This is a genomic window from Pseudomonas sp. 01L34 (assembly GCF_056400265.1).
The window spans coordinates 75,450-101,632 of the sequence record NZ_JBFTSX010000012.1; the positions used below are offsets into that span (position 1 = coordinate 75,450).

The following is a 26,183-nucleotide window of genomic DNA, read 5'->3' on the forward strand; positions in this document are numbered from 1 at the left end:
CAACGGATATGGCCACCTTGAACGGCTGCCTATGGGCTAGAGGCAGGATGAACAAGCCAGACATATTGCGCCAGCAGTGCCGCAATCAAACCGATTCCTCCTTGAATGCGTACCCATCGAACAGCCGTTTTACTACCAAGGGATTCGCTTGTAATACTGAATATGGTTTTCATGTACCACATCCAGATACGACTTCGTTGTACATAAGCGAGCACGCGTTCCGGTGCAAACGCCATTGCAGTCGATATGAATACACACCACAAAATAGTCAATAACAGGAACAGCCTGAGCATTTATGCCTCCCATTGCGCTTCCCCAATGCTTTGTTGGCTAGTGACCACCATATACCTCGCCCCGCTGCTGAAGGGCGACGAAAGCCGCTGCTGTTATCTGCTGATCTGTCCAGTTTCTGGTTAACCATATAGTCAGAGCCGCGCCGGACAGGTGCCACCACAGCATTCGCTGTGTTGAGTCCTGTTTGATCAAGTGTTCAGAGGCCACCCACCAGGCGACCTGCATTTTCCTATCGTTGTTACCTTTCAAAATGAAAAGGTCGTACAGATATGAGTACGGGCTCAACTGCACTATTACCGGCTCGCCTGAGCCTTTGGCCAGGCTCCATACCCACTCACGTTGCGCAGTGGATATAGCTTGAGAGGGGGGCGAAGGATACTGCGAAATTCTGCTCAGACCGACCCAATAGGCAGCCCAAGGCAGGATCAGTGCCAGTCCGAGAGTCCCGATGAGCAAAAAGCCGACACGACGCATCATGAGGCTGAGTCCCTTTGCCAGAAAGTAACCATCGCTGCCTTTTTCCTATTGTGGGGGACTTATGGAATAGTGCTTTGTAAAGGCGAGTCATGTGAGCCGCGCATGAGGCGGCTCTCAACCAAGAATGGATGCGACGGACACACAATGAACACTGCTCAACTATCGATTCGACAGTACATCAAAGCCAAGGACGGCAACCGTCCACATTTGTTAGACCAGGCCTTTACGCCAGACGCGATCCTGGACATGGTCGTGCGCACCGGATCCATCTCGTTTCCACCCCACGTCGAAGGCCTTGGGCCTATCGGTGATGTGCTGGTCAGGCGGTTCGGCCAGACCTTCGAAAACGTTTATACCTTCTGCCTGGGACACCCACCTGAACCGCAGGCCAAAACATTCCAGTGCAAATGGCTGGTCGGCATGTCCGACAAGCACTCTGGCGACGCTCGGGTCGGTTGCGGTCTGTATGAATGGCAGTTCAGCCCCGAGTCGGGGCTTGTCCAGAGGCTCACTATCACCATCGAGCACATGAAAACCCTGCCAGCGACTGATCTGCACTGCATCATGGAGTGGCTATCGCATCTGGATTACCCATGGTGCCGCCCGCAAGCGTTAGTGAGCAATGCTCCAGACATAGACACGCTTGAAGAGGTGATCCAGTACGTTACGGCCAATATTCCAACTTGCTCCTCGCCGGTGGACGGGTCGTCGCTATCTCAATAGTCGCTCAACCTGCGCCAACTCCCAGGTGCTCAGTAAACTGACCGGGTCAGTGCCGTAACGCCAGGCCTGGAGTGTTCCCTCGCGACCGTCCGGACTCCGGCAGTGTTGGCAGTGGTGCAAGCGGTTGCCGTCGAAGTCGAGGGTCAGACGCCAGCCTTCGATATCGACCTGTACCTGACCGGGTTCACACGGTTCGTGGAGGCGCCGCAACGGGAGGACTTCCAGGGCGGCGTCTCGCAGGCGTTGGCAGACTTCGCGGGCGGTGAGGGCGGGTGTCGGGGTTAGGCTCTGCAAGGTCATTCTCATTCTTGGGAGTAGCTTTTGGAGCATTGTAACGAGACACGCCGGCGTCATATCACCGGATACGGATTTTCGGCGTCACGGACATGCCGACTCGCAGCTTCGCCGCCGCGGGCTGATCGGGATCGATACGAATGCGTACAGGCAAGCGCTGGACGATCTTCGTGAAGTTGCCAGTGGCGTTGTGTGGCGCGACGGCGGAGTAGGTGACTCCGCTGGCCGGTCCCAGGCTGTCCACCGTTCCTTGCAGCGTCTCGCCCGGCAAGGCATCCACCTCGATATCCACGGCTTGACCCTTTTGTACGCGCGCCAGTTGCGTCTCCCTGTAGTTGGCCGTGACATAGACGGCATCGAGCGGAACAATCGCCAGCAAGGGTTTCCCTGCATTGACGAAGGCGCCGATACGTACCGATTTCTGCCCGATCGTGCCGCCGATCGGCGCAGTGATGCGGGTATAGGAAAGTTTCAGCTCTGCGGTGGCTTGTGCGGCTTGCGCGTGGGCAAGAGCCGCCCTGGCTTTCTCCAGATCAGCTTTCAGGATATCCACTTGCTGCCGAGCGGCCTGTAAACCCGCCTGGCTCGTTTCCCCACGGGCCTGTTGAATGCTCAATTGCGCTTCGGCCTGTTGCCGCGCTTGCACCGTTCCCGAGCCGTCGGTGGCCAGGTTGCGATAACGGGTCTGATTGACGCTGGCCAGCTTGAGCGCAGCGTCGTCTGCGGCAACGGCCGCTTGGGCCTGGCGGATGGCGGTTTCCTGCTGAATCAGGTGCGCTTGCAGGCTGGCGATGCCGGCCCGGGCACTGGCAACCTCGGCCTTCGCTGCGTTCAGGGCCGCAACGAAATCACGGTCGTCAATGATCGCAAGCAGATCGCCTTTCTTGACCAGCTGGTTGTCTTCGACCATCACTGAGTCGACCGTTCCCGACACCTGCGGTGCGACCGTGGTGAAGTCGGCGTGGACATAGGCATCGTCCGTGGACTGGGTCGATGCGCTGGATTCGGGGCGATTGAGATAGAGAACACCGCCGATCGCCACTGCAAGCAGTAGCACCGCGCTGATGATCCTGGCTTTCTTTGGCAAGGCCATGATGGGTTATCCGTGTGAGGAAGATGAAGGAGAGGTAGAGGGTGAGGCCGCGCGCACGTCGGGTGCGGGGATGTAGGTCAGCCGCAGCACCAGAGGAATCAACACCAGTGCCAGAATGCCCAGCACGCGATAGGCGTCGGCGATCGACAGCACCTGCGACTGCTGGCCGATGAGGTCCATCAGTTGCGAAGGCTCAAGCGCCAGGGCGTTATCTGCCAGGGCCGCATGGTCCAGCAGCATTTCCCCATGGAAACGACCGCGCACGGTCATCAGCTGTCCGACCACTGCCGCACCGGCCAGTGAACCGAAGGCGCGCAGGGTGTTGATGGTGCCGGACACATAAGGTCCTTCGGGGGGCTGCACAACGCTGGTGACCAGAAACAGCATCGATACCACCGCCATTGGCTGGCCGAAGGCTTGCAAAGTTTGCACCACGACGAACTGCTCGCGGTTCCAGTCGGAGGTCAATTGCGCGCCGTAGAAGCATGCCAGTGCGATCAACAACAACCCCAACGTGAACACGATGCGCGCATCGACCCGCTTCTGATACAGCAGCAGCGCCACGACAGGCCCCAGGACCAGTTGCGGTAAGGCGACGATCAAACCGATCGATGCCATTTGCAGGGGTCGGTAGTTCTGCAACGGGCCCAGATAGCTGGCCGGCAAGAGTGAGCTGGACATCAGCACCACCAACAGGCAGACAAACAGAATGCAGCCCAGCCCCAGGTTGCGGCGGCCGAGAATCTGCAATTTGATGAACGGTGAGGGGTGATACCACTCAGTCAGCAGGTAGACGGCCAGCAGTGCCAGTCCGGCCACCAGCGATAAGGTGATCAAGGGCGAATGAAACCAGTCCAGCCGTACGCCTTGATCCAGTGCGACGGTGATCAAGCCGAGCGCGGGCACACCGCAGGCCATGCCGGACCAATTGGCCTGCCCAAAGCGTGGGATCTGAATGGGCTCCCGAGGCAGTCCCCACCCGATCAACAATCCGGCGATGAGGGTCAGGGGAATGATCTGCCAGTACACCCAGCGCCAGTCGAACAGCCCATCCGTCCAGTACCCGGCCAGCCAGATCGAGAGATTGGGCGCGAAGGTCGCGGTCATCGCATACAGCGCCAGCCCATACAGCCGGATGGGCGCTGGCAGGAATTTCAGCGCCGCCATCATCAGCAACGGAATCGTCGTGCCGCAGGCAATGCCTTGCACAAAGCGCAAGGTCAGCAGCAGGTTCAGATCGTGGATGAAGGGCAGGATCACCGCCAGCAGTGCACAACTGCCGAGCATCCACAGTTCGAAGCGCCGCAGCGATAGCGTAATGGCAAACCACGCCGCAAAGGGCATGGCAATCAATTCCCCGGCGCTGTACGCGGTGGTTAGCCAGGAGGCGTCGTCGAGGCCAAAACCGAGTGCACCGCGTACATCGGCCAACGCCAATGCGCCGACGCGGGTGTTCAAACCCGCCATCATGGCCGCGAGAAAAATCCCGACGAGACCTGCCATTGGGCGTATCGAGGGCTTGGCCACGGGCGCTGCGGTAGCAGGGACGCCCGCTGGCGACAACGCGACGCCGTTCATTGGTCGGCCTTCGAGGGTGCAGCGACCGGAGACGCGAGGGCAACCGATGGAGGTGCCGTCGAATGATCGATGCCAACCTGTGGGTCCCAACCGCCACCCAGCGACTTGTAGAGGTTGACCACGGTGAGCGTGGCGTTGGTCGCGCTGTCGTTGAGACTGGTTTGGCTGGCAAGCACATTGAGCTGCGCCGGCAGTACGCTCAGATAGTCCGTAGCACCTTGCTGATAGCCGCGTTCGGCAGACTGCAGTGCTTGCTTGTTCTGTTCGTACGAATCCAGCAATTCAGCGTGCCGGCGTTGTTGTGCCGCCCAGGCATCCAGGGCGTTGTCCACTTCATGCCAGGCTCGCAATACCGTTTGCCGATAAGCCAGCGCGGCGGTTTTTTGCCGTGATTGGTTCAGGGCCAGGCGTTGCGTCAACCGTCCGCCCTGGAAGATCGGGAGGTAAACCGTCGGGCCGACGGAAAAGAAGCGCGAGTCCCAACTCGCGAGATCGCTGCTTTCGAAGGCTTCCACGCCGACTTTTCCTTTCAAACCGATGCGTGGGTAGAAATCAGCCTTGGCCACACCGATGGCTGCTGTCGCGGCATGCAGCTGGGCTTCGGCGCGCAGGATGTCGGGTCGCCGGTGAGCCAATTCAGAAGAGACGCCGACCGGCACGCGGGTCGGCAGCGAAGGCAAGGGCATGGCGTCACGCAGTTGCGCATCGAGCGCGCGTGGCTGTTCTCCCATCAACAACGCCAGCGCATTCATCAGGGCATTGCGACGCTGGATCAGTTCGGGAACCAAGGCTTTGATCGTCGCCAATTGCGCGCGAGCGGACGAGGTTTCGAAGCGCGTCGCGACGCCGTTACGCTCGCGGCTTTCGGCCAGGCCGAGGGTGCGTTCGGCAATCCTCAGATTTTGCTGCGCAATGTCCAGTTGTGCCTGCGTTCCGCGCAACTGCAAATAGGTGCGCGCCACTTCGGCGGACAAAGCCACCCGTGCCGCTTCGCGGTCATACACCGTGGCTTCCAGGGTCGCCGCAGCACCTTCGCGCGTGCGCTGGGTACGGCCCCACAGATCGAGCTCCCAACTGGCATCGAATCCAAGCTGCCAGAAATTATCGGGGGCAGTAGGCGCTCCCAGGGCGGCGAACTTGCCATGTTCGCTGAGCCCCTCACGCGTGTAGCTGGCATTGGCCGCCACGCTGGGCAGCAACTGCGAGGAGGCGATGCCCAGTTGCGCCCGGCTTTGTTCAATACGTTCGGAGGCTATGAGCAGATCAAGGTTGTCAGCCTGCGCACGTGATTGCAGCTCGGCGAGCACGGCGTCGTTGAACAACAACCACCACTGGGAGGGCACTGCGGCGTCGGAAGTCAGGGCGGCGCTTGGGTAGTCCTGTCTGGGCGCTAGCACCGTTTGGTGAAGACCGTTTTCAGGCTTCACGAAGTCGGGGCCGACCATGCAGCCGGCCAGCGAAACTGCGCCTAGGGTTGCGATTGCGCACTGCCGTAATTGTGAAAGCAGCCGTTGAGAAGTCATTGCAGCGTCCTGTCGAGGAAGGGAGCGCCCCAGGCCGATATCGTTGAACGGATGATGTCGGCCGAGCAGGGCGTCACCGAGCACGCAGCTGGCCGCGTGTGCGGGCGGTGCTGTCAGTGCACCGGAGTAAAAATGGGCTTGCTCTTGTCCTTCAACAGGACGACCAGAAACTTGGCGGGTTTGGTGAGGCTGGCGTTGCGCCCGACCGTGTGGACGTCGTCCGGGCCTTCGTAGAAGGTCTGGCCCGGTGTCAGCGTGACGGACTCGCCGCCGCGCACGCCCATCACAATCGAACCCTCCAGCACATAGATGAATCCGTGTGCATTGTGCCGATGCACGGGATCGCCTCCACCCGGTGGAAACTCCACCGTGATCATCACCGCCTCCTTATCGGGATAGTCCGCCAGTGCTTTGGTCATCAGCGGTGTTACCTGCGCCGGTGGCAATGCCTCCTGTGCGCCGGCGGTGCCGGTGGTCAACAGGAGCCCTATGGCGAAAGTTCTGAAAATGGACATGGCGTGTTCCTCGTTGTCGATCTGTCAGGGGTTAATGTCGGTCAGTCACTGTGGCGAGGGGGCTTGCCCCCGTTTGAGTGCGTAGCGCTCACAAGATCTTTGGTGTGTCAGAGATTTTGGGTCTGCTTCGCAGCCCAACGGGGGCAAGCCCCCTCGCCACAGGTCACTCCCACACTGTGCGCGGTCAGGACAGGCCGGACTTGTCTACGCCGAATGCCTTGTCGTACGAGCCGGGCACGACCTGGAAGCCCACGTTGATGCGATTCCAGGCATTGATCGACATGATCAGGAAGGTCAGGTCCGATATCTCCTTCTCGGACAGTTGTATACGAACACGCTCATAGAGCTCATCAGGCACGCCATGGGCGGGAATCTGGGTGAGGATTTCGGTCCATGCCAAGGCCGCGCGTTCGCGTGGGCTGAACAGCGTTGACTCACGCCAGATGGCGACATGGTGGATCCTGAGAGGCCGCTCGCCATGGATCGTGGCTTCCTTCACGTGCATGTCCACGCAGAAGGCGCAGCCGTTGAGTTGCGATGCCCTGATATCCACGAGATCGCGCAGCGACTCCTCGATGGCGCATTGCTTGAAGGCAAGGCTGAACTCGACGAACTTCTTGAACAACTCGGGGGATTGCTTCTGGTAATCGATGCGCTGGGTCATGGTGAATCCTCTGTGTGAGAAATACGTAGGTGGAGATTCGATAGCGTCCTGCCTGGCTGACTGGCGCGGTCCTTAAGCCGAGGTGCGGCTGAGCCAGTTCAGGAAGCGTGTCGGACCGATGTGCGCGTCGTCGCCCGCGACCAGGGATCGATCATTCAACTCATCGCCGAAGTAGCGCGCATGCACGTCGGCGATGACCTGCCGTTTGTCGTGGTGCGCGGCAAGAAACTTGCGCGCCAGTTCGTCGAGAGGGAAACGATCAGGTCCGCCCACTTCGACGATGCCATTGACCGGTGCCCCGACCGCAAGATCGGCCAGCACCGCCGAGACGTCATCCGATGCGATGGGCTGGATAAGGGCAGGCGAGAGGCGAATCGTGTCGCCGTCGGCACCCGAATTGACAATGCCTTCGATGAACTCGAAGAACTGCGTCGAACGCAGGATGGTGTAGGGGATCTTCGACGCCTTGATCAACGCTTCCTGGGCGACTTTTGCCCGGAAGTAACCGCTTTGCGGAAGACGATCAGGGCCTACGACAGAGAGCGCGACATGGTGCTCCACCCCAGCGGCCGCTTCGGCTGCAAGCAGGTTTCGACCGGACGTTTGAAAGAACTCCATGACGGCCCGGTCTTCAAATGAGGGGGAGTTCGCCACATCGACGACGACCTGGGCACCGGCAAGCGCTTCGGCCAGCCCCTCGCCAGTGAGGGTGTTCACACCCGTGCGTGGCGAGGCCGCCACCGTCTCGTGTCCATAGAGACGTAGCCTGCTGACAATGTTCGACCCGATCAGTCCGCTACCGCCAATAACGACAATTTTCATGTCCCGCTCCTCGGTTGGGTGTCGATCAAATTCGTTGCAGTGATCGATGTAGGGAGCATGCTCGCCAGCCGGGCGCGATACTTTGTCGAAGCCTTGGGTTTCCATTGAATTTGGCTTGGCTATTTGTCCAGGAACCCGTGTTATAAATCACGTCGCCTGGCCGCCAATCGTCGGCCGGTAACCACGGGCATGTGCCCGGCACGTGAGTACGGGACAGGAGCCCTGAATGCTATTGGTGTTTGATGACTGCGTGCTCGACCTGGACCGGCGAGAACTCCTTCGGGCCTCCCAGGTCGTTGCCACTGCGCCCCAGGTTTTCGACCTGCTGGTTTACCTGGCGCAGAACCGCGAGCACGTCGTCAGCAGGGACGATCTGATCAATGCGATATGGGTCGGACGTATAGTCTCCGAGTCGACCCTGGCCAGTCATATCAATGCGGTGCGCAAGGCGGTCGGTGACAACGGTCAGCAGCAGCGTGTGATTCGAACGGTGGCCCGCAAGGGATTCCGGTTCGTCGCCGAGGTCAAGTCGCTGGATTGCGTTGGCCTTCCAGGCACCGAATCCGCCCCCTCGGTTCAAGCCTCTGCATCCGAGCCGGCGCTGCCGGCCAAACCGTCCATCGCGGTCTTGCCGTTCGTGAACTTGAGCGGGGACGAAGAGCAGGATTACCTGGCCGACGGCGTGGTAGGGGACATCATCGCGGCGCTGTCGCAGTATCGCTGGCTGTTTGTCGTCGCGCGCAACTCGAGCTTTACCTACAAGACCCGTACGGTGGACGTGAAACAAGTCGGTCGCGAATTGGGCGTTCGCTATGTGCTGGAGGGCAGTTGGCGCAAAGCCAACAATCGCGTGCGCATCACGGCCCAGCTGATCGATGCGACAACCGGGGCTCACCATTGGGCGGGTCGTTTCGAAGGTGTGCTGGGGGACATTTTCGAACTGCAGGACCAGATCACCGAAAGCGTGGTTGGCGCGATCGCGCCACAGCTTGAGCGGGCGGAGATCGAGCGTGCGAGGCACACGCCCACCGAAAGTCTCGACGCCTACGATTACTATCTGCGCGCAATGGCCAAGCTTCATCATGGCACCCGGGAGGCCATCGACCAGGCGCTGCCGCTCTTCCATAGGGCCATAGAGTGCGACCCGGATTTTGCATCGGCCTATGCGATGGCGGCCTGGTGTCATAGTTGGCGCAAAGCCAATCGCTGGATGACTGATCACCCGCGGGAGGTCGCGGAGGGTATCCGACTCGCTCGCCGGGCAGTGGAGTTGGACAAGGGCGATGCGGTCGCTCTCACCCGAAGCGGCCATACGCTTGGCTATCTTGCCGGCGACCTGCGGGGTGGCATTGCATTGCTGGACAAGGCACTCGTGCTCAATCCGAACCTCGCCGCCGCATGGTTCCTCGGCGCGTTCCTCAGGCTCTGGCACGGCGAAACCGATGCAGCCATCGAGTACTTTACGCACGCCATGCGGTTCAGCCCCCTCGACCCGGAGCTGTATAGAATGCAAGCCGGAATGGCAGTCGCGAATCTCTTCGTGGGGCGCTTTGATACGGCGTCGTCATGGGCAGAGAAAGCACTTCGGGATTTGCCCGATTTTCTGTTGGCTGTCGCCATCCTTGCAGCGAGCCATGCGCTTGCCGGACGGATGGCCGAAGCGCAGCGTGCGATGGACCATTTGCGCAAGCTCGATCCTACGTTATGCCTCAGCACTATCTCTGATTGGCTACCGATCCACAGGCCGGAGAATCTCGCCACGCTGGTGGACGGTCTACGCAAAGCGGGACTGCCGGAATAAGGGGCACCGCCTGTTCATTGCGCGGGGAGAGGCGTCTGGAGCAGCCAGAATCGACATATCCAAACGCCCAGCCCCAAGCAGCGTTGGCTAACGCCCCAGCGCCGCTTCGATCGCTGCGATCTTGCTCATCCCCATCATGGTGTCGAACGCGCGCTTGGCCGCCGCTCGATCAGGAACAACTCTTTACGGGTCTGCTTGCGTTTTCCGGCGTACTCGGCATCGGCGAAAGTCATTTGCTTCATCGGAAAACTTGGCGGGTGGAGTCGGGGTATTTTCATTACGCACTCAACAACGGTGCCTGATCATAATTCTTGGCATAGGCATTCTCCACCCCCGGCAAAATCTCGACGATGGTGAAATACCGATCCCAGAACGGCGTCTCCCGCAGATCCTCCACCAGCAGTTCATACGCATGATGACTGTCGGTTTCCCACAACCACAGATCGGTGACCCGCGCCGAATAGAACTCGATGTCGAAAAACCGCATCGAGACCTGCGCCGCATGCTTTTGCAAAATCGGCTCCATCTGCGTGCGCATCAGCTCAAAGCGATGCTCGACTGAAAACCCCAGCCATTCCTGGGTGGTCTTGACCAACATGAAAACACTCAGTGATGTCGTAGCCATGATAATGATTCCTGGTAGTTGAAGAGTGGGGAAAGCCAATCCAGAATACGAGTCATAACTCATATTTAAAACTCGCATCCCGATCATGACCAAACACCGCGAAATACCGCCCTTAAACCCCCGCAAACTCCCGACCCAGCGCCGTTCGGCCAACACCGTCGACACCATTCTCGAAGCCGCTGCTCGCATTCTCGAAACCGACGGCCTCGCCGCCTGCTCCACCAACGCCGTGGCGCAGCGCGCTGGCGTAAGCATCGGCTCGCTGTACCAGTACTTCCCCAACCGCGACGCCCTGACCGTCGCCTTGATCGAACGCGAAACCACTCAGTTGCTCGATGACGTCCAGCACGTCCATCAACACGACGACGCCCTCGCACGCATCCGCGCACTGGTCCAGGCCTCCGTCGCCCACCAGCTACGGCGCCCGGAACTGGCCAGAATCATCGACTTCGAAGAGCGCCGCTTACCGCTGCAAGAGCGCCATGAGCGCGTGGCCAACGTCATTCTTACCGAACTGATAGCGGCGCTGACCCTTCCGTCAGCCCCGTGGGTCTGCGCCGATGTACTGCAGACCGCGCAAGACCTGCTGGCGATGGCCCACGGCATGATCGATGCGGCGGGGGAGCGGGGGGAGACGGATGCGGTGAGTTTGGAAGGACGGGTGATGCGAGCGTTGCTGGGGTTTTTGTGCGGGTAGTGGGCTGTCTGGGCCAGCTCTTGGCGGCCAGGAGACAAGACCGGATGGTGTAAGGGTGGTGATCGATTGTGCTCGGTGAACCTCTGACTGGAACGGTGGGCGAGAGGTAGCGCTATCGGAACTCTCTGGAAGCTCGGCGGGGGAAGTCCGGAAATTTTGCCAAAATCAGGAAGTCTTTTTCAGAATTTCCCTAGGGCCTGGCCACAAGGTTTTAGAACATGCGTAAGCGATGGGCTTGAAACGGTAAGCAGGCTACAGCTTCCGTTTCCCAGAAGCTGACAGTTCAGTTGGAAGCGTTGTTCCGCTGCTGAAGCTCAAGTTGCTTGGCAGCACTGGCTTCGAGGTTTGCACGCTCTTCATCCAGATATCGATAAATGCTTTGGAAGCTGGCGATTTTCTGTTTGATTTCTGCCATCTTTTTTTCAATTAGCTTAGCGCCGTCAGCACAATCGATCAGCTTGTTCCGCTGCGCATCCAGAATCTCGCCTATTTCCCCCAGGGAAAACCCCATGCTTTGCGCGCGCTGGATAAAGTCCAGATCCTGCAGAGTTTGCGCTGTGTAAACGCGATAGTTGTTAGTTTGCCGCAGCGATGAGATCAGGCCGATTTGCTCGTAGTAACGCAGCGTATGGCGGCTGGCGCCGCTGCGGGTTTCGAGTTCACCGATTTTCATGAAAACACCTCTTGACTGTAGAGTTGGGTCGATAGTTTACGCTTGATTTCTCACCTTAAACAAGGAACAGGGAAATGAGCGTGGAGTGCTTTGTCACGGGGGGTACCGGCTTCATCGGTCAACATTTGGTGGCGTACCTGAGTGCAAAAGGTCACACCATTCGGGTGTTGATGCGTCGCCCGGAGCGACTAGCTGCACTGCGGGAGCAAGTCGATAATTTGGGAGGGTGCGCAACCCGGGTATTTGCCGTAGCTGGCGATCTGGAACGGGACAACCTCGGGCTGAGTCTTGCTGACCGAGAAGTGCTAAGGCGTGCCAGAGTCATATTCCACCTGGGCGCCCACTTCGCATGGGGGCTTTCAGTGGAGCATTCTCGTGCGGTGAATGTGGAAGGGGCAAAGCGCGTGGCGCTGTTGGCGGCTGAGCAAAAAAGCCGGTTAGTGATGATCGGCGGCTACATGCTGAAAAATCATGAACATCTGCAGCGCATCGGAATTGATCCTCGTTATCCGGAGCTGACGAATTGGCCTGCCGTCTACCGACATGTCGGTGGTTACGAGGGGAGCAAGCTGGAGGCGCATTTTGCGACCCTGGAGGTCATGTCCGCCAAGGGCGGGGAGATGACCGTTGTCCACCCCGCGACGGTTTGTGGCCACAGCCGCACGGGGTATATCCTTGAAGGTCAGCCGCTGGTGGAGCTGATACGCAACCTTGTGCAGGGAAAGCTGACTGCAGTGCCCGGTACCGCCGAGCACTGGCTGCCACTGGTCACCGTGGATTACCTGGTTGAGCTGGTGGCGGTTTGTGCTTTTGATCCTGCCATGGTGGGCCAGGAACTGCTGGCGCTTGATGACCAAACTCCCAACTTGCGAGAACTCCTGGTACAGGTGGCACAACCTTTGGGCTTAAAGTCTCCCAAGCATTACATTCCACTCCGTTTGCTGAAGTTGCTACTGAGTATTCCTCCCGTGGCGCGGTTTTTGAATACAAAACCCGAAGCCTTGGACTTTATCCAGACCACTCGTTTTGATACAGCAGCGGTCGAGCAATTTGCCAACAGACATGGAATAGCCAAACCGGATATACGTCAGTCTTTGCAACACACTGCAACGTTCGTCAACTCATATTGCATAGCCAAGGGCGAGGCTCTCTGACTTCGCCCTTGGGGGCGACAAAATCGTTAGCCCCTTATGTCACAATAAATAGTGGGGTTGGCGGAATCTTCGTATCCTCAACCTTTGCGCCGTCGATGTAGGGCGGCATTCTATCGAACGACAATTCAGCGACAGGGATCGTCATCAATGCAATCTACTTTCAGCAAAGGCATCATATTTGCCCTCTCCGCCGCGGCACTGAACGCAACGATCGGTGTACTCAGCAAAGTACTCATGAGTAATGGCTTCACCGCCAGCAGTGTCGCTGTCATCAAGACCGTACTGGGTTGCATGCTTCTCTCGATCTTGCTGCTTTTCCTCAAGCGCCCGGCGTCGACGACCAAATGGACTCAGGCGGCTATTTGCGCATTCCTTGGCATCTTTGTGCTGTTCCACTTCGAAACGTCTGCCTATCGGCACTACGCTGCGGCAGGTGTGGTGGTTGTGCTGATGGCCAGTGCCTCAATTTCCTCGATCATTCTGGGGCGCATTTTCCTCAAGGATGCCATCACCGCGAACGCGACCGTGGGCGCCGCACTGGCTATCGCTGGGATTGCGGTGATCTTCGGCGCCGACCTGCAGCAGGGCTTTACCCTGCAAGGTGCTGCGCTAGCCTCCATGGCCGGCTGCGGCTATGGGGCCTTTTCGGTTGCCATGAAGCGGATGGGTGTGTCGGGGGGGCTGCACTTCACCCGGCAATTGTTGTTCTTTGGCAGCCTGTACCTGTTGATGCCGGCCGCGGCCGATGGTTTCGCGATCGGCGAGCTGTCGCCGCTGGCGATCGCCGCACTGCTGGCGCTGGCCGCGCTGCCGACAATCCTGGGCTTCTTCTGCACCACCAAGGCCATCGAGTATCTCAAGCCATCCCAAGTGCAGGCGCTGGAGCTGACCGAGCCGTTGTTCGCCGCGCTGCTGGCGTTTGTGGTGCTCAATGAAGTACCGCGCGAAAGCCTGTACGCAGGGGCAGTACTGATCATCGTCGGCCTGTGTTTTTCCAATGAGCTGATCCGCTTGGGCAGCAAAGCATCCGTCCCTTCGACTGAGTGAGCTATTTTCGGATCCTGATTGCTTTAGCAATCAGTGGTTTTTAAGTGTTTTGAGCGACTGACCGCTTCTGGCCTCATCCACAGCGGATCAGCGTCGTCCGGTCCGGGTGCTCACATCTACCCACACGGCCAACACCAGAATGCTGCCCTTGACGATCATCTGCCAATAACTGTCGACGTCGAGCATGGACATGCCGTTGTCCAGGCTGGTGATGACCAGCGCGCCGAGGAGGGCGCCGTAGACAGTGCCGGAGCCGCCGCGCATGGAGGTGCCGCCGATGAAGCAGGCGGCGATGGCGTCGAGTTCGCCCATGCTGCCGGCCGAGGGCGAACCGGCAGCCAGGCGCGCGGTGTTGACCACCCCGGCGAGGGCGCACATCACGCCCATGATCCCGAAAATCCAGAGTTTCACGGCCTGTACATTGATACCGGACAGGCGCGTCGCTTCCATGTTGCTGCCCACGGAATAGACGCGTCGGCCGAAGACGGTCTGACTGGTCACGTAGCTGAACCCGCCCAGCAGGATCAGCAGAAGCAGGACCGGCACGGGAATGCCGTCATAGCTGTTGAGGGTCTGGACGAAGCCGGCCAGTACCGCGCCGATCAACAGCACGCGTGCTACATCACGCACCAGTGAATGTGCCGCCAGGCCGTGAAGGGCGCGATTGCGCCGTTGTTTCCAGGTCAGGAACAACGTCAGTGCGAACAGCAGAACGCCCAGGCCTGTGCCGATCGTGTGTGGCAAATAACCCTGGCCAATGTAGACGAGCTCCGGCGACACCGGGGCGATGGTCGTGCCGTCGGTAATCCCCAGCAAAATGCCCCGGAAAGCCAGCATGCCCCCCAGCCCCACGATGAAAGACGGAATGCGCAGGTAGGCGGCCATGTAGCCGTTGGCGAGGCCGATCAGCAGTCCGCACAGGACGACAAGGCTCAGGTTCGCCAGCAGCGGTATGTGGTAGATAACGTCGAGAATGGCCGCGACGCCACCGAGCAGGCCCAGCAATGAGCCGACCGACAAATCGATCTCGCCGCTGATGATGACCAGCACCATGCCGCAGGCGAGAATCCCGGTAATGGACATCTGACGCAGCAAATTGGAGAGGTTGCGCGGTGTCAGGAATCCGCCCTCGGTCTGCCAGCTGAAGAACAGCCAGATAAACGCCACGGCAAACACCAGCGCGAGCATCTTGTAGCGGGTGAAGAGTTGTTTGACCTGATTCATTTACGCGGATTTCCGATCTTTATTGTTATGGCTGTCAGGCTGGCTGAGTGCGGCGGCGAGCACTTGTTCCTGAGTGAGTTCATGGTTGATGAAGTCGCCCTGCAACCGGCCTTCGCCGATCACCAGTACGCGGTCGGAAACGCCGAGCACTTCGGCCAGCTCCGAAGACACCATGATGATCGACACGCCTTCGGCCGCCAGCGCCCCCATCAGCTTGTAGATCTCGTACTTGGCGCCGACATCGACACCTCGGGTGGGCTCATCGAGAATCAGGACCCGGGGTTTGGTCAGCAGCATCTTCGCCAATACGGCTTTTTGTTGATTGCCGCCGGACAGACTGGTGATCGGCAGGAACGGGCTCGCGGTCTTGAGGTGCAGGCGCGAAATTTCCCGATCGATGCTGGCCAGTTCGGCTTCGGTATCGATGCGGGTCAGTTTCGAGTAACTGTCCAGCACGGCCAGGGTGATGTTCTGGCCGACTCCCAGGTCTGGAATGATGCCCTGGCGCTTGCGGTCCTCGGGCACCAGGCACAGGCCGGCACGGATTGACTTGAGCGGCGTGCGGGTGTCGATGAGTTGGCCATCCAGCCAGACTTCGCCTTCGTGACGACCGGGGTAGGCGCCGAACAGCGCGGTCACCAGTTCGGTGCGGCCTGCACCGACCAGCCCGGCGATGCCGAGGATTTCCCCGCGTTTGAGGGTGAACGAAATATCGTCGACCCGTTTGCGTCTGGGGTTGTCGACGTCGTAGCAGGTGATGTGGCGGGCTTCGAAAATCACCTCGCCAATGTCGTGTGGTTCGGTGGGGTAGAGGTTGCTCATTTCCCGTCCGACCATCTGGGTGATGATCTGTGGAATATCCATGTCCGCCATGGCGGTCGTGGCGATGTGTTTGCCGTCCCGGATTACCGAAATGGTGTCGCACACGGCGGCCACTTCATCGAGCTTGTGGGAGATGTAGACACAGGCAACACCCTTGGCCTTGAGGTCGCGGATGATGTCCAGCAACACCTCGATTTCCGAACGGGTCAGGGCCGATGAAGGCTCGTCGAGGATCAGCAGGCGTGCCTGCTTGTTCAGTGCCTTGGCGATTTCCACCAGTTGCTGATAGCCGCCGCCGTATTGCGAAACCGGCAGCGATACGTTCATGTCCGGCACTTTCAGTTCACGCATCAGGGCTTCGGCGCGGTGGATCATCGCCGGGTAATTCATCCGCCCACCAGGCAGCGTCAGTTCATGGCCCATGAAAATGTTCTCGGCCACCGACAGGTCGGGAACCAGCGTCAGTTCCTGGTGAATGATGACGATACCGGCGGCTTCCGTTTCGCTGATCGATTGCGCCTTGAGCGGTTGACCGTCCCAGAGGATCTCACCGTCCCAGGTGCCATGGGGGTACACCGCGGAAAGGATCTTCATCAGCGTGGACTTGCCGGCGCCATTCTCGCCGCACAGCCCGACGCACTCACCCGGCTTGACCTTAATGTCGATGCCATTGAGCGCTTTGACACCGCCGAAGGTTTTGACGATACCGTTCATTTGCAGCAGATAGTCGGACATGGCAGAGACTCATAAGCGGCAGGTACGGGGCTGGTCCCGCAGGAGCGAGCTCCTGCAGGGGGCATTACGGGGTGATGATCACTTTCCGGCAATCTGCGCCTTGGTGTAGAACCCGTCCTGTTCCAGCAGGTCGATGTTGTCCTTGGTCAACGGAGTCGGAGTGAGCAGGATGGTGTCGACTTTTTTGCTGCCGTTGTCGTACTGCGAGCTGTAGGCGGGTTTCTCGTTACGCGCCAGTTGCACCGAGAGCTTGGCGGCTTCGGAGGCGATGAGTTTCAGCGGCTTGTACACGGTCATGGTTTGAGTGCCGGCGATCACTCGCTTGACCGCTGCAAGGTCCGCATCCTGCCCCGAAATCGGCACCTTGCCGGCCAGTTGCTGAGCGGCCAGGGCCTGGATGGCGCCGCCTGCCGTGGCGTCGTTGGAGGCGACGATGCCGTCGATTTTGTTGGCGTTGCGGGTCAAGGCGTTTTCAACAATGCTCAGCGCTTCGGTAGGGTTCCATTCCTTCACCCATTGTTGGCCGACGATCTTGATATCACCCTTGTCGATGGCCGGTTGCAGCACTTTCATCTGCCCTTCGCGCAGGACTTTTGCATTGTTGTCGGTGGGCGCACCACCGAGCAGGAAGTAATTGCCCTTGGGCGCTGCGTGCAGCACGCCGCTGGCCTGCATCTCGCCGACCTTTTCGTTATCGAAGGAAATGTAGGCGTCGATATCCGCGTTGAGTATCAGACGGTCATAGGACACGACCTTGATTCCGGCTTTCTTCGCTTCGGCCACTGCGTTGGTCAGGACGGTAGCGTTGAACGGCACGATGACGATCACATCGACGCCACGAGAAATGAGATTTTCGATTTGCGAAATCTGCTTTTGCTCGTTGGCATCGGCCGACTGCACGAAGACCTTGGCGTCCATTTTCTCCGCCGCCGCAACGAAGTAATCGCGGTCACGTGACCAGCGTTCCAGCCGCAGATCATCAATGGAGAAACCGATTTTCGGGTGGGCGGCATCGGCCATCACCGGCAGCGACAGCAGAGCCAGGGCGCTGGCCAATAGCGCGCGTTTTACTTTCTTCATGGTGGTGCGTCCTTTTATTTTTGTTTGAAAGACACGGCCTGACGATGAGTATCGGGCTGGTAGAACTGTAGAGAATCTGCAGACGCAGCGGACACAGATTTGTCGTGCGAATGTCACAGCGTTGTTGCGCCCGCAGACCCGTTGGCGATCAGCGATAGATAAACCGGTTGACGAGATTTTCGAGCATCTCCTGCCTGCCGCTGACGGCCTGCGGATTCAGCTCGTTGGCGAATGCGTGTTCGGCCAATGACTGGAGGTTGAACTCACCCGCCAGCACCGCCTGCCCGAACGGCTGCTGCCAGCTGGCGTAGCGTTGATCCTTGAGCAGCTGGAGCTGGTCGTTCTGCACCATGGCGGCTGCCCGCTCCAAGGACAGGGCGAGGACGTCCATTGCGCCGACGTGACCATGGAACAGATCGATCTGATCGAGGCTCTGGCGGCGAACCTTGGAGTCGAAGTTGAACCCGCCATTCTTGAACCCGCCGGCCTTGAGAATTTCATAGGTGACCAGGGTCATTTCTTCGACGCTGTTGGGGAATTGATCGGTGTCCCAGCCGTTTTGCGGATCACCGCGGTTGGCGTCGATGCTGCCGAAAATCCCCAGCGAGACGGCCGTCGCAACCTCGTGATGAAAGCTATGACCGGCCAGGGTCGCGTGGTTGGCCTCGATGTTGACCTTGATTTCCTTTTCCAGGCCGAACTGCTGGAGAAAGCCAAACACGGTGGCGCTGTCGTAATCGTATTGGTGCTTGGTCGGCTCCTGCGGCTTGGGTTCGATCAGCAAGTCGCCTTTGAAACCGATCTTGTGCTTGTGCTCGACCACCATGCGCATGAAGCGGCCCAGTTGTTCGCGTTCACGTTTCAAGTCGGTGTTGAGCAGGGTTTCGTAGCCTTCGCGACCGCCCCACAACACGTAGTTGGACCCTTTCAGCCGTTGGGTCGCGTTCATGGCGCTGAATACCTGGGCAGCAGCGCAGGCGAACACTTCAGGATCAGGGTTGCTGGCGGCGCCTGCGGCAAAGCGCGGGTTGCTGAAGCAGTTGGCGGTTCCCCACAGCAGCTTGATCCCGCTTTCTTCCTGGTGTCGCTCCAGGTGATCAATCATTTGCGCGAAGTGGTTGCGGTACTCCTTCAGCGAATTGCCTTCCGGGGCGACATCCGTGTCGTGGAAGCAGTAATAGTCGATACCCAGTTTGGAGAAGAACTCGAACGCGGCTGCCGCCTTGCCAATGGCCAGCTCCATCGGGTCGCCGGCGTGTTGCCACGGGCGCTTGAAAGTACCTGCACCGAACACATCCGAACCCGGCCAGACGAAAGTGTGCCAATAACAGGCGGCCATGCGCAGGTGTTCGCGCATGGGTTTGCCGAGGATGATTTTGTCGGCGTCGTAGTGACGGAAGGCGAGGGGAGAATCACTGGCAGGGCCTTCGTAGCGGATCCGGTCGACATCGGGGAAGTACGGCATTGGCAATGTCCTTGTTGTTCTTGGGCGTGTCTCGATACTAACAACGGCCCCGTGCCTGCTGATTATGAAAATCACCAACAGCGGGTGCGATTTTGCGTATTGAGATTCGCCGTCTGCACGCCTAGTCTGTGCAAACCGCCTCCGTGACAAGGGGCTCGGAACAAGCATAAAAACAATGAAAACCGTACCGCCTGTTCACCGCATCGCACTGTTGTTCAACGGGAGCAAGATCTATGACCGCGGCATCATCAGCGGCATCGGCAACTACCTGAGCAGCACCCGCGCGTCCTGGGACCTGTTCCTGGAAGAGGATTTTCTCTGCCGGTTGAAAGGGATCGAGCGCTGGCAAGGTGACGGAATCATTGCCGACTTCGACGATCCGCTGATTGGCGAGGCGCTGGCCGATATCAAGTTGCCCGTGGTGGCGGTGGGTGGTTCTTATCAGGATGAGCGGGCCTATCCGAAAGGGATCCCGTACGTCGCTACCGACAATAACGCGCTGATAACGCTGGCTTACGCGCACTTGATCGAGGCAGGGCTGCAGCGTTTTGCCTGCTTCAGCCTGCCTGAAGCGCAGGCAAATCGTTGGGCTCAGGAGCGGGAAAAATCCTTTCGACGACTGATGCAACGTGACGGCTTGCACGCCGAGGTCTATCGCGGCATGGGCACCAGCGCACCGCTCTGGGACAGCGCCGTCGAACAACTGATCGCCTGGCTCCAGAGCCTGCCCAAGCCCATTGGCATCATCGCCGTCAGTGACGCCCGCGCCCGGCAGTTGCTGCAAGCCTGCCTGACCGCCGGAATCGCCGTACCGGAGCAGGTGGCGTTGATCGGCATCGACAACGACCCCCTGACACGCAGCCTGACCCGGGTCCCCCTGAGCTCGGTCATCCAGGGCACCGAAACCATGGGCCGCACCGCCGCGCAACTGCTGCACCAGATGCTGCACGGCAAGCCGTCCACGGGCACGCACATCCTGATCCCGCCTGATGCGATCAACGTGCAGGTGTCGAGTTTGCACCAACCTTTGGGCAACCCCTACGTCATGCAAGCGCTGCTGTTTATCCGCCAATATGCCTGCCAGGGCATCAAGACGGCGCAGGTAGCGGCTTATGTTGGCGTGTCGCGCTCATCGCTGGAGTCGCACTTTCGCACTGTGCGAGGCTGCAGCGTGCACGACGAGATTCTGCGCTTCAAACTGACGGCCGCCACCAGCGGGTTGGAAAATACCAACACAGCGATTGCGGACGTTGCCCGTAATTGCGGTTTCAAATCCGCTCAATATCTACACACGGTGTTCCGTCGCGAGTTTGGATGTACGCCCCGTGAATACCAGCAGGGCGTCAGATAGGGATGCTGGGTGCAGTTGGTCGATTGTTGTGTGGTGCGAAGGGCTGGTTTCGACTGTGGATTCAACTGGTCGATGCAACACGACTAAATTCTGTGTAAGCAGAAGGAGCGTGGCAAATGAGGAAAAAACCAAAGTACTTTCCGGATATTGTCAGAACATTAGTTTTGGTCGTCATTGGCTGTTTCGTGGCAGTGAAAGGCGGAGATTGGCTTTTTGAATGGTGGGGTATACGAATTTCGCCGGGGCTTTACTTTTGCATGGCTTATCTATTCGTAGCCTTCGTAGTGTGGATAGCGACAGCAAAGCTACTTAATGAACTGCGGGCTGAATCGATGGGGCAACAAGAGCGACTAGCATCTGTCGGTGATATGCCGGTTCGCGCCCCAAATGAAGGGAAGGCTGTTTACCGATATCCCTTCCATGTTGTATTTCTGGCAGTTGCCGTTTCTGTGATTTTCATAATCGTTCCAGCCATTTCAGATAATCCTGCGAAACCGATTTCGTCGGCCGGGTACCTGATGTGCTTTGGTTTTGCCACGATTGTAATCATATACGCCGCCTATCTTTTCAAGTTTTCAGTTCGCGTTGATGAGACACGTGTGGAGATTCACGGATTCACGAAAAAAACCTTCCTGTTGAGGGATGTTTTAGACGTTCAGTTACGCCGAGATAAAGGTAGCCCACGCGTGGTGGTAAAGCTTACGAATGGGGGGGTGTTTTCTTTTTCAGGGATGCTGAGAAACTTTTCCAGTTTGACAAAAACATTGCAAACGAAAATCAGATAGGACGGAATTGTACCGTCTCGGCTCTCTCCTGGTGGCTACTCTTGCGACGGTGTTCGCAGGATGATGTGGGAAGTCCTATTTCGGAATAGGGGACGGCATTGGGGTGAAACAGGTGTAAACCTATTTCATGACTAGACAACTTCAGTGTTCAGCTCCCCCGAGGTCCGGTGCGCAGTCCCGCCATGTCTTGCCACACCAATATTTGAGCGTCACAACCGTTGCCAGCACCGATGCCGACGGTAGGAATGGCAACGGCGGCGGTGATATGTGCAGAGACGCAAAGGCTTTTTGGAAAGCCCGATTACCTGCTCCACGTCGTCTCTCGGGATCTGCCGTCTTTCCAGCAGCTTTATGATGAGCGCCTCTCCACGCTGCCTAACGTCCAGCGCCTGGCAAAGACCCGCTTCGTCACGGCTTTCAACTGGCTTGATCGGTCGCATAATGGTGCTAGGGCTTTTTGCGCTTCTACAGTTAGCATTAGGCTTTATCTACGCAGTAACCGAGTGGGTCGAACATTGATCGAACGACGCCAATTCAGCGGAGGCATGAAGGGAAAAAATCTCCGCTATCTGAATGAAAACCCTGATGAGCCTGCTCGTATGACCCGGGCAGGCTTTGTGCTGCTCGAGCATTTCTCGCTGCCCGCGTTCACCCAGGCACTGGACACCATTGTCACCGCGAATCTTCTACGACCCAGGTTGTTCTCTTCGCGAACGTTCGGTTTGAACGACGGCGAGGTCATCAGCGATTTGGGGCTGGTCATTCGGCCGGATGCACGTCTGGATGCTTCAGCCATTCATGACCTGGATCTGCTGGTGATTTGTGGCGGCTACAGGACAGAGCTCAAGGCTGATGATGAGTTCATCAGCCTGTTGCGTATGGCGGCGAACCAGGGTGTCTGCCTGGCCGGGTTGTGGAATGGCGCATGGTTTCTGGGCAGCGCAGGTTTGCTCGATGGGTATCGTTGCGCCATTCACCCCGAACATCGCCCCGCACTCGCGGAAATCTCCAAGGCGACGCAAGTCACCAGTGAACCCTACGTCATTGATCGCGACCGCCTCACCGCGTCCAGCCCCTCGGGGGCATTTCATATGGCGCTGGACTGGATCAAGGGCCTGCACGATAAAGCCCTCGTCGAGGGGATCGAGGACATTCTGGCGTTCGAGGAGTCTCGCTATCGGCGCATCAAACCGGCTGAAAATATCTGTGTGAGCGCGCCCTTGCGCGAGGTGGTCAAGCTGATGGACGCCAACCTCGAAGAGCCTCTGGAGCTGGAGCAACTGGCGGCCTATGCCGGCCGTTCCCGGCGGCAACTGGAACGCTTGTTCAAGGAGCAACTCGGTACAACGCCGCAGCGGTATTACATGGAACTGCGGATCACCGAAGCGCGGCGACTGCTCCAGCACACAGAACTGTCCCAGGTCGACGTGTTGGTGGCCTGTGGTTTTGTGTCGCCGAGCCATTTCAGCAAGTGCTATAGCTCGTACTTCGGGTACAGACCTTCCAAGGAAAAGCGGCTCGTTAAATAAAGGCTTTCCTTCACCTCTGCGCACCTGACTTCCGGCCCGATTGCTGCCCCGTCCCGCAGGGCAGCCATCGATCGGCTTTTGACGCTATTTGTAATGCTGCTCAAACATCGCCACCTGATCCGGCGTGATCAGCTGAAAGGGTACCCAGACATCCGCTTCGACCGGCTCGCCCTTGATCATCTTGATGGCCGCTTGTACCGCGCTGGTCGCCTGGGCCTTGGGGTCTTGAAAGACGGAGGCGACCAACATCCCGCGCTTGATCGCCGCCAGGCCGTCGGGCAGGCCATCGATGCCGACAATCGCAATCTCGCCCTTGGCTTTGCCGGCTTGCTGCAGTGCCATGGCCGCGCCGATGGCCATCTCGTCGTTGTTGGCGACGATGGCATCGAAGCCAGTGCCAGCCAGCAGCCAATTGCTGGTCAAGTCCATCCCTTTGTTGCGCTGCCACTCGGCACTTTGTTGTTCGATGATCTTGATCCCGGGGTAGTCCTTGAGCACCTGTTTGACCCCTTCGGTGCGGTCGTGCGTGGAGTTCTGTGCCAGGTCGCCCATGATGATCGCGATGTTGCCTTTGCCCCCCAGCTTGTCGGCCAGGTAGCGCATTTGCAGTTGCCCGGCCTCGATGTCATTGGACGCCACCGTGACCACGCCTTTGGGCAGCACGCGCTCGTCCGGGTGACGGTTGACGTAGACCAGCGGAATCTTCGCCTCGACGGCGGCGCGGGTCATGTTGGCGGTGGCGGCGGTGTCCACGGGCAGGACGATGACGGCATCCACCTTTTGACCGAGAAAGCCCTGAATCTGATTGAGCTGGCGAACCACATCACCTTGGGCATCCTCGAACTGGATCTGGACGTTTTCCTTCCTGGCAGCATTTTCCAGGCCGCTGCGCACATAGGTCATGAAGTTGTCGTCAACCCTGGCAATGCTGACGCCGATGCGATAGCTGGCGGCGGCCCATTGGCTGGCGAGTAATAACAGCGTGGCAAATAGAAGTGTGCAGCGACGCATGATGGTTTTCCTTTTGTTGTTATGAGAGATCCAAAACGTAGGGGCTGGTTACGCTGTAGCAGCTGTCGAGCCCCAGCGAGGCTGCGTTCGGCTGCGCAGCAGTCGTCAAACCAGAAGTCGCGGTGCGTCAGGCAGACCGCGTCAGCCGGATTCACGACGGCTTCGCCGTCGAACGCAGCCTCGCAGGCTCGGCAGCGGCTACAAAGAGAGCGACATTTCAATCAAGCGTGAAGGCTTGCCGAAAACGCTCAAGTGCCACTTCGCTGTCACCGCTGGCCCAGCCCTCGAGCCCGACGACCCCGGTGTATCCCATGCGGAACAAGGCCTTGGCAATGGCCGGATAATGGATTTCACCGGTGCCGGGCTCCATGCGGCCGGGGACATCGGCCACCTGGATTTCGCCGATGGCGCTGCCGGCGCGTTGGATCAGTTCGATCAGGTTTCCTTCGCCGATCTGGGCGTGATAAAGGTCCAGGTTCATCTTCAAATGCGGGCTGCCCACGGCCTCGATCAGCGCCAGGGTATCGTCTGCGCGGGCGAAGGGTGTGCCGGGGTGGTCCACTTCGGTATTGAGGTTTTCCAGCAGGAATACCCGGCCGGCGTCTTCGCCCAGACGGGCGATTTTTTCCAGGGTCTTGCAGGCGCTCAGCCACATGCGTCCGGTGGTGTGGGCCACGGGTTTGACCGGCAAGCCTTTATCGCCCAGGCCGGTGCCATGCAGGTTGAGGCTCGGGCAATTCAGTTGGGCGGCGACGGCCAGCGATTCCCGTGCGCTGTCGAGCAGATGCTGGATGCCTTCGGCGTCGGTCAGGTTGCCTGAGATGTAGCCGGTCATGGAGGTGAAGTCAGCACCGGTGGCGACCAGGGCCGGAATGTCTTTCTGGGTCCAGTCCCAAATTTCGGCGCTGAAACCCAGCGCGTGAATCCGTTTGACGCGTTCGGTGAACGGCAGGTCGAGGAATACCATCTCGGCGCTGATCGCCAGTTTGAACGGGATAAAACTCATGAACGGGCTCCTTGCACGCGCACTGCTTTGCCCTGTTGGACGGACTCGATACACGCGCGGGCAATGGTCAGTGCCGCTCGGGCATCTTCACCGCTGGCCAGTGGTTTTTCACCGGTGCGCAGGCAGTCGACAAAGTGATTGAGCTCGGCCACATAGGCATCCCGCAACAGGTCGGTGTCCATGCGTTGGGTGTCGGCCTGGATGCCATTAGCCAAGTAGCGCACCAGGTCTGAGTCATTGACGCTGCCCATGGTCAGCATGCCGGCGCTGCCGAACACTTCCGCCCGAACATCGTAGCCATAAACGGCCTGGAAATTGGCCTCGGCGGTGGCGATGGCGCCGTTGTCGAAACGGATCGTGACCACGGCGGTGTCCAGAAACCCTTTGCTCTTGTAGTCCGGTGCAATCAGCGCATCGGCCATGACATAAACCTCGACCGCTTCGGCGCCGGGATTGAGGTAGCGCAGGGTATCGAAGTCATGGATCAGGGTTTCGAGAAAAATCACCCACTGCGGCGAAGCGGCCGGATTGTTCAGCGCCGGGTCGCGGGTGAGCGAGCGCAGCAGTTGCGGCGTACCGATACGGCCGGCGACCACGTCCAGATGGGCGGCGCGGAAGCTTTTGGCAAAACGACGATTGAAGCCAACCTGCAGCGGCACGCGGGCATCGGCGGCTGCGGCGATGGCGCGGTCGGCCTCGTCGAGGGTGATGGCCATGGGTTTTTCACAGAACACCCCTTTGCCGGCCCGGGCCGCACTGATCACCAGTTCGGCATGGCTGCGGGCGGGGGCGGCGATCAGGACGCCGTCAATTTCCGGGTCATCGAGCAGTTGCTGTGGATCGGTATAGACCTTCTGCACCCCCAACTCTGCCGCCAACCGAGCGGCCTGGCCGGGGGTAGGGTCGGCGATGGCGGCCAGGCAGGCGCCGGGGATGTGCCGGGCGGCCGTCTGGCCGTGAAAACTGCCCATGCGGCCGGCGCCGATAAGGCCCAGGCGGATGATCTTGGACGTACTCATGAATTGACTCCCTTTTATTGTTGTTCAGTGACTCGGCCGCAGGAATGTCCTCGGCTGGCATAACCTTTTGAGCAAGCGCTGTGCCAGTATTTAAGTCATTGATATTCAAAGGGTTAATCAATATTTTTTGAAAGAAGTGTTCATTCGCAGGACATGTCTACACTGACATGTCTAAA

The 26,183-nt window shown here is 59.0% G+C and carries 26 protein-coding genes and 3 pseudogenes; 9 read left to right on the plus strand and 20 right to left on the minus strand.

Annotated elements, in window-relative coordinates:
* Nucleotides 1-29: 29 nt before the first annotated feature.
* Nucleotides 30-293 (minus strand): hypothetical protein, encoded by a 264-nt coding sequence (locus tag AC1DQM_RS28595; protein WP_140393623.1) that lies wholly within the window; start codon nucleotides 291-293, stop codon nucleotides 30-32.
* A gap of 37 nt (nucleotides 294-330) precedes the next feature.
* On the minus strand, nucleotides 331-771 hold the full coding sequence (locus AC1DQM_RS28600) for a hypothetical protein (protein ID WP_086944913.1): 441 nt from the start codon (nucleotides 769-771) through the stop codon (nucleotides 331-333).
* 144 nt (nucleotides 772-915) lie between these two features.
* On the opposite strand from AC1DQM_RS28600, the gene AC1DQM_RS28605 reads away from it, so the two are divergent.
* On the plus strand, nucleotides 916-1,494 hold the full coding sequence (locus AC1DQM_RS28605; protein ID WP_477747172.1) for a hypothetical protein: 579 nt from the start codon (nucleotides 916-918) through the stop codon (nucleotides 1,492-1,494).
* Here the strand turns inward: AC1DQM_RS28605 and AC1DQM_RS28610 are convergent.
* The 7 genes from AC1DQM_RS28610 to AC1DQM_RS28640 all read right to left on the minus strand — a co-directional run bounded on the left by AC1DQM_RS28610 (nucleotide 1,483) and on the right by AC1DQM_RS28640 (nucleotide 7,983).
* The gene (locus AC1DQM_RS28610; protein WP_086944911.1) at nucleotides 1,483-1,794 is read right to left on the minus strand and encodes a DUF7693 family protein; all 312 of its coding nucleotides are present in this window, start codon (nucleotides 1,792-1,794) and stop codon (nucleotides 1,483-1,485) included. The genes AC1DQM_RS28605 and AC1DQM_RS28610 overlap by 12 nt on opposite strands.
* A gap of 55 nt (nucleotides 1,795-1,849) precedes the next feature.
* Nucleotides 1,850-2,881: an HlyD family secretion protein gene (locus AC1DQM_RS28615; protein WP_018930039.1), complete on the minus strand. Its 1,032-nt coding sequence runs from the start codon at nucleotides 2,879-2,881 to the stop codon at nucleotides 1,850-1,852.
* Between the two features lie 6 nt (nucleotides 2,882-2,887).
* Nucleotides 2,888-4,384, minus strand: coding sequence for an MFS transporter (locus tag AC1DQM_RS28620; protein WP_477747173.1), 1,497 nt, complete (start codon nucleotides 4,382-4,384; stop codon nucleotides 2,888-2,890).
* Nucleotides 4,385-4,455: 71 nt separating this feature from the next.
* A complete protein-coding gene (locus tag AC1DQM_RS28625; protein WP_477747174.1) occupies nucleotides 4,456-5,982 on the minus strand; it encodes an efflux transporter outer membrane subunit in 1,527 nt (508 codons plus the stop codon).
* Between the two features lie 113 nt (nucleotides 5,983-6,095).
* Nucleotides 6,096-6,497 carry a cupin domain-containing protein gene (locus AC1DQM_RS28630; protein WP_018930042.1) on the minus strand — a complete coding sequence of 134 codons (402 nt, stop codon included), beginning with the start codon at nucleotides 6,495-6,497 and terminating at the stop codon, nucleotides 6,096-6,098.
* 184 nt (nucleotides 6,498-6,681) lie between these two features.
* On the minus strand, nucleotides 6,682-7,161 hold the full coding sequence (locus tag AC1DQM_RS28635; RefSeq protein WP_019648590.1) for a carboxymuconolactone decarboxylase family protein: 480 nt from the start codon (nucleotides 7,159-7,161) through the stop codon (nucleotides 6,682-6,684).
* 72 nt (nucleotides 7,162-7,233) lie between these two features.
* Entirely contained in the window at nucleotides 7,234-7,983 is a 750-nt protein-coding gene (locus tag AC1DQM_RS28640) for an SDR family oxidoreductase (protein ID WP_111455145.1), read from the minus strand.
* A gap of 226 nt (nucleotides 7,984-8,209) precedes the next feature.
* Between AC1DQM_RS28640 and AC1DQM_RS28645 the strand changes: the two genes are divergently transcribed.
* Nucleotides 8,210-9,784 (plus strand): winged helix-turn-helix domain-containing tetratricopeptide repeat protein, encoded by a 1,575-nt coding sequence (locus AC1DQM_RS28645; protein WP_477747175.1) that lies wholly within the window; start codon nucleotides 8,210-8,212, stop codon nucleotides 9,782-9,784.
* 87 nt (nucleotides 9,785-9,871) lie between these two features.
* On the opposite strand, the pseudogene AC1DQM_RS28650 reads toward AC1DQM_RS28645, so the two are convergent.
* A pseudogene (locus tag AC1DQM_RS28650) lies at nucleotides 9,872-9,958 on the minus strand (VOC family protein); the annotation flags it as partial.
* A gap of 103 nt (nucleotides 9,959-10,061) precedes the next feature.
* Nucleotides 10,062-10,409: a darcynin family protein gene (locus AC1DQM_RS28655; RefSeq protein WP_026286721.1), complete on the minus strand. Its 348-nt coding sequence runs from the start codon at nucleotides 10,407-10,409 to the stop codon at nucleotides 10,062-10,064.
* Between the two features lie 85 nt (nucleotides 10,410-10,494).
* On the opposite strand from AC1DQM_RS28655, the gene AC1DQM_RS28660 reads away from it, so the two are divergent.
* The gene (locus AC1DQM_RS28660; protein ID WP_064618570.1) at nucleotides 10,495-11,106 is read left to right on the plus strand and encodes a TetR/AcrR family transcriptional regulator; all 612 of its coding nucleotides are present in this window, start codon (nucleotides 10,495-10,497) and stop codon (nucleotides 11,104-11,106) included.
* A gap of 283 nt (nucleotides 11,107-11,389) precedes the next feature.
* Here the strand turns inward: AC1DQM_RS28660 and AC1DQM_RS28665 are convergent, their stop codons facing one another.
* Nucleotides 11,390-11,779 carry a MerR family transcriptional regulator gene (locus tag AC1DQM_RS28665; RefSeq protein ID WP_018930049.1) on the minus strand — a complete coding sequence of 130 codons (390 nt, stop codon included), beginning with the start codon at nucleotides 11,777-11,779 and terminating at the stop codon, nucleotides 11,390-11,392.
* Between the two features lie 74 nt (nucleotides 11,780-11,853).
* Here AC1DQM_RS28665 and AC1DQM_RS28670 point away from each other — a divergent pair, with 74 nt between their 5' ends.
* Together AC1DQM_RS28670 and AC1DQM_RS28675 are read left to right on the plus strand one after the other, a co-directional pair.
* A complete protein-coding gene (locus AC1DQM_RS28670) occupies nucleotides 11,854-12,933 on the plus strand; it encodes an SDR family oxidoreductase (RefSeq protein WP_436275557.1) in 1,080 nt (359 codons plus the stop codon).
* A 147-nt stretch (nucleotides 12,934-13,080) separates the two neighbouring features.
* On the plus strand, nucleotides 13,081-13,980 hold the full coding sequence (locus AC1DQM_RS28675; protein ID WP_018930051.1) for a DMT family transporter: 900 nt from the start codon (nucleotides 13,081-13,083) through the stop codon (nucleotides 13,978-13,980).
* An 87-nt stretch (nucleotides 13,981-14,067) separates the two neighbouring features.
* Here AC1DQM_RS28675 and AC1DQM_RS28680 read toward each other — a convergent pair whose 3' ends face one another.
* The 4 genes from AC1DQM_RS28680 to xylA all read right to left on the minus strand — a co-directional run bounded on the left by AC1DQM_RS28680 (nucleotide 14,068) and on the right by xylA (nucleotide 19,306).
* Nucleotides 14,068-15,204 (minus strand): sugar ABC transporter permease, encoded by a 1,137-nt coding sequence (locus tag AC1DQM_RS28680; RefSeq protein WP_477747176.1) that lies wholly within the window; start codon nucleotides 15,202-15,204, stop codon nucleotides 14,068-14,070.
* Nucleotides 15,205-16,761 (minus strand): D-xylose ABC transporter ATP-binding protein, encoded by a 1,557-nt coding sequence (xylG, locus tag AC1DQM_RS28685; protein ID WP_086944905.1) that lies wholly within the window; start codon nucleotides 16,759-16,761, stop codon nucleotides 15,205-15,207.
* 78 nt (nucleotides 16,762-16,839) lie between these two features.
* A complete protein-coding gene (xylF, locus tag AC1DQM_RS28690; RefSeq protein WP_018930054.1) occupies nucleotides 16,840-17,841 on the minus strand; it encodes a D-xylose ABC transporter substrate-binding protein in 1,002 nt (333 codons plus the stop codon).
* A 148-nt stretch (nucleotides 17,842-17,989) separates the two neighbouring features.
* On the minus strand, nucleotides 17,990-19,306 hold the full coding sequence (xylA, locus tag AC1DQM_RS28695) for a xylose isomerase (protein ID WP_477747177.1): 1,317 nt from the start codon (nucleotides 19,304-19,306) through the stop codon (nucleotides 17,990-17,992).
* A gap of 175 nt (nucleotides 19,307-19,481) precedes the next feature.
* Between xylA and AC1DQM_RS28700 the strand changes: the two genes are divergently transcribed.
* Nucleotides 19,482-20,657: a XylR family transcriptional regulator gene (locus AC1DQM_RS28700; RefSeq protein WP_477747178.1), complete on the plus strand. Its 1,176-nt coding sequence runs from the start codon at nucleotides 19,482-19,484 to the stop codon at nucleotides 20,655-20,657.
* 116 nt (nucleotides 20,658-20,773) lie between these two features.
* A complete protein-coding gene (locus tag AC1DQM_RS28705) occupies nucleotides 20,774-21,442 on the plus strand; it encodes a hypothetical protein (RefSeq protein ID WP_477747179.1) in 669 nt (222 codons plus the stop codon).
* 163 nt (nucleotides 21,443-21,605) lie between these two features.
* Here the strand turns inward: AC1DQM_RS28705 and AC1DQM_RS28710 are convergent.
* Nucleotides 21,606-21,719 (minus strand): annotated as a pseudogene (locus AC1DQM_RS28710) (3-methyl-2-oxobutanoate hydroxymethyltransferase); the annotation flags it as partial.
* Between AC1DQM_RS28710 and AC1DQM_RS28715 the strand changes: the two are divergent.
* Nucleotides 21,688-21,780: pseudogene (locus AC1DQM_RS28715) on the plus strand (hypothetical protein); the annotation flags it as partial. The pseudogenes AC1DQM_RS28710 and AC1DQM_RS28715 overlap by 32 nt on opposite strands.
* 207 nt (nucleotides 21,781-21,987) lie before the next feature.
* A complete protein-coding gene (locus AC1DQM_RS28720; RefSeq protein WP_026331794.1) occupies nucleotides 21,988-22,971 on the plus strand; it encodes a GlxA family transcriptional regulator in 984 nt (327 codons plus the stop codon).
* 84 nt (nucleotides 22,972-23,055) lie between these two features.
* Here the strand turns inward: AC1DQM_RS28720 and AC1DQM_RS28725 are convergent, their stop codons facing one another.
* From AC1DQM_RS28725 to AC1DQM_RS28735, 3 genes are all read right to left on the minus strand, one after another.
* A complete protein-coding gene (locus AC1DQM_RS28725; protein ID WP_064618544.1) occupies nucleotides 23,056-23,982 on the minus strand; it encodes a sugar ABC transporter substrate-binding protein in 927 nt (308 codons plus the stop codon).
* 217 nt (nucleotides 23,983-24,199) lie between these two features.
* Nucleotides 24,200-24,988 carry a TIM barrel protein gene (locus AC1DQM_RS28730; protein ID WP_018930060.1) on the minus strand — a complete coding sequence of 263 codons (789 nt, stop codon included), beginning with the start codon at nucleotides 24,986-24,988 and terminating at the stop codon, nucleotides 24,200-24,202.
* Complete coding sequence (locus tag AC1DQM_RS28735; protein WP_477747180.1) at nucleotides 24,985-26,007, minus strand: Gfo/Idh/MocA family oxidoreductase; 1,023 nt, start codon at nucleotides 26,005-26,007, stop codon at nucleotides 24,985-24,987. The genes AC1DQM_RS28730 and AC1DQM_RS28735 overlap by 4 nt, the downstream gene beginning before the upstream one ends.
* Nucleotides 26,008-26,183 lie beyond the last annotated feature (176 nt).

What these genes read in the sequence shown, in the direction of transcription:
- AC1DQM_RS28595 (WP_140393623.1), bottom strand. Translation starts at nt 293, where the DNA reads ATGCTCAGGCTGTTCCTGTTATTGACTATTTTGTGGTGTGTATTCATA.
- AC1DQM_RS28600 (WP_086944913.1), bottom strand. Translation starts at nt 771, where the DNA reads ATGATGCGTCGTGTCGGCTTTTTGCTCATCGGGACTCTCGGACTGGCA.
- AC1DQM_RS28605 (WP_477747172.1), top strand. Translation starts at nt 916, where the DNA reads ATGAACACTGCTCAACTATCGATTCGACAGTACATCAAAGCCAAGGAC.
- AC1DQM_RS28610 (WP_086944911.1), bottom strand. Translation starts at nt 1,794, where the DNA reads ATGACCTTGCAGAGCCTAACCCCGACACCCGCCCTCACCGCCCGCGAA.
- AC1DQM_RS28615 (WP_018930039.1), bottom strand. Translation starts at nt 2,881, where the DNA reads ATGGCCTTGCCAAAGAAAGCCAGGATCATCAGCGCGGTGCTACTGCTT.
- AC1DQM_RS28620 (WP_477747173.1), bottom strand. Translation starts at nt 4,384, where the DNA reads ATGGCAGGTCTCGTCGGGATTTTTCTCGCGGCCATGATGGCGGGTTTG.
- AC1DQM_RS28625 (WP_477747174.1), bottom strand. Translation starts at nt 5,982, where the DNA reads ATGACTTCTCAACGGCTGCTTTCACAATTACGGCAGTGCGCAATCGCA.
- AC1DQM_RS28630 (WP_018930042.1), bottom strand. Translation starts at nt 6,497, where the DNA reads ATGTCCATTTTCAGAACTTTCGCCATAGGGCTCCTGTTGACCACCGGC.
- AC1DQM_RS28635 (WP_019648590.1), bottom strand. Translation starts at nt 7,161, where the DNA reads ATGACCCAGCGCATCGATTACCAGAAGCAATCCCCCGAGTTGTTCAAG.
- AC1DQM_RS28640 (WP_111455145.1), bottom strand. Translation starts at nt 7,983, where the DNA reads ATGAAAATTGTCGTTATTGGCGGTAGCGGACTGATCGGGTCGAACATT.
- AC1DQM_RS28645 (WP_477747175.1), top strand. Translation starts at nt 8,210, where the DNA reads ATGCTATTGGTGTTTGATGACTGCGTGCTCGACCTGGACCGGCGAGAA.
- AC1DQM_RS28655 (WP_026286721.1), bottom strand. Translation starts at nt 10,409, where the DNA reads ATGGCTACGACATCACTGAGTGTTTTCATGTTGGTCAAGACCACCCAG.
- AC1DQM_RS28660 (WP_064618570.1), top strand. Translation starts at nt 10,495, where the DNA reads ATGACCAAACACCGCGAAATACCGCCCTTAAACCCCCGCAAACTCCCG.
- AC1DQM_RS28665 (WP_018930049.1), bottom strand. Translation starts at nt 11,779, where the DNA reads ATGAAAATCGGTGAACTCGAAACCCGCAGCGGCGCCAGCCGCCATACG.
- AC1DQM_RS28670 (WP_436275557.1), top strand. Translation starts at nt 11,854, where the DNA reads ATGAGCGTGGAGTGCTTTGTCACGGGGGGTACCGGCTTCATCGGTCAA.
- AC1DQM_RS28675 (WP_018930051.1), top strand. Translation starts at nt 13,081, where the DNA reads ATGCAATCTACTTTCAGCAAAGGCATCATATTTGCCCTCTCCGCCGCG.
- AC1DQM_RS28680 (WP_477747176.1), bottom strand. Translation starts at nt 15,204, where the DNA reads ATGAATCAGGTCAAACAACTCTTCACCCGCTACAAGATGCTCGCGCTG.
- xylG (WP_086944905.1), bottom strand. Translation starts at nt 16,761, where the DNA reads ATGTCCGACTATCTGCTGCAAATGAACGGTATCGTCAAAACCTTCGGC.
- xylF (WP_018930054.1), bottom strand. Translation starts at nt 17,841, where the DNA reads ATGAAGAAAGTAAAACGCGCGCTATTGGCCAGCGCCCTGGCTCTGCTG.
- xylA (WP_477747177.1), bottom strand. Translation starts at nt 19,306, where the DNA reads ATGCCGTACTTCCCCGATGTCGACCGGATCCGCTACGAAGGCCCTGCC.
- AC1DQM_RS28700 (WP_477747178.1), top strand. Translation starts at nt 19,482, where the DNA reads ATGAAAACCGTACCGCCTGTTCACCGCATCGCACTGTTGTTCAACGGG.
- AC1DQM_RS28705 (WP_477747179.1), top strand. Translation starts at nt 20,774, where the DNA reads ATGAGGAAAAAACCAAAGTACTTTCCGGATATTGTCAGAACATTAGTT.
- AC1DQM_RS28720 (WP_026331794.1), top strand. Translation starts at nt 21,988, where the DNA reads ATGAAGGGAAAAAATCTCCGCTATCTGAATGAAAACCCTGATGAGCCT.
- AC1DQM_RS28725 (WP_064618544.1), bottom strand. Translation starts at nt 23,982, where the DNA reads ATGCGTCGCTGCACACTTCTATTTGCCACGCTGTTATTACTCGCCAGC.
- AC1DQM_RS28730 (WP_018930060.1), bottom strand. Translation starts at nt 24,988, where the DNA reads ATGAGTTTTATCCCGTTCAAACTGGCGATCAGCGCCGAGATGGTATTC.
- AC1DQM_RS28735 (WP_477747180.1), bottom strand. Translation starts at nt 26,007, where the DNA reads ATGAGTACGTCCAAGATCATCCGCCTGGGCCTTATCGGCGCCGGCCGC.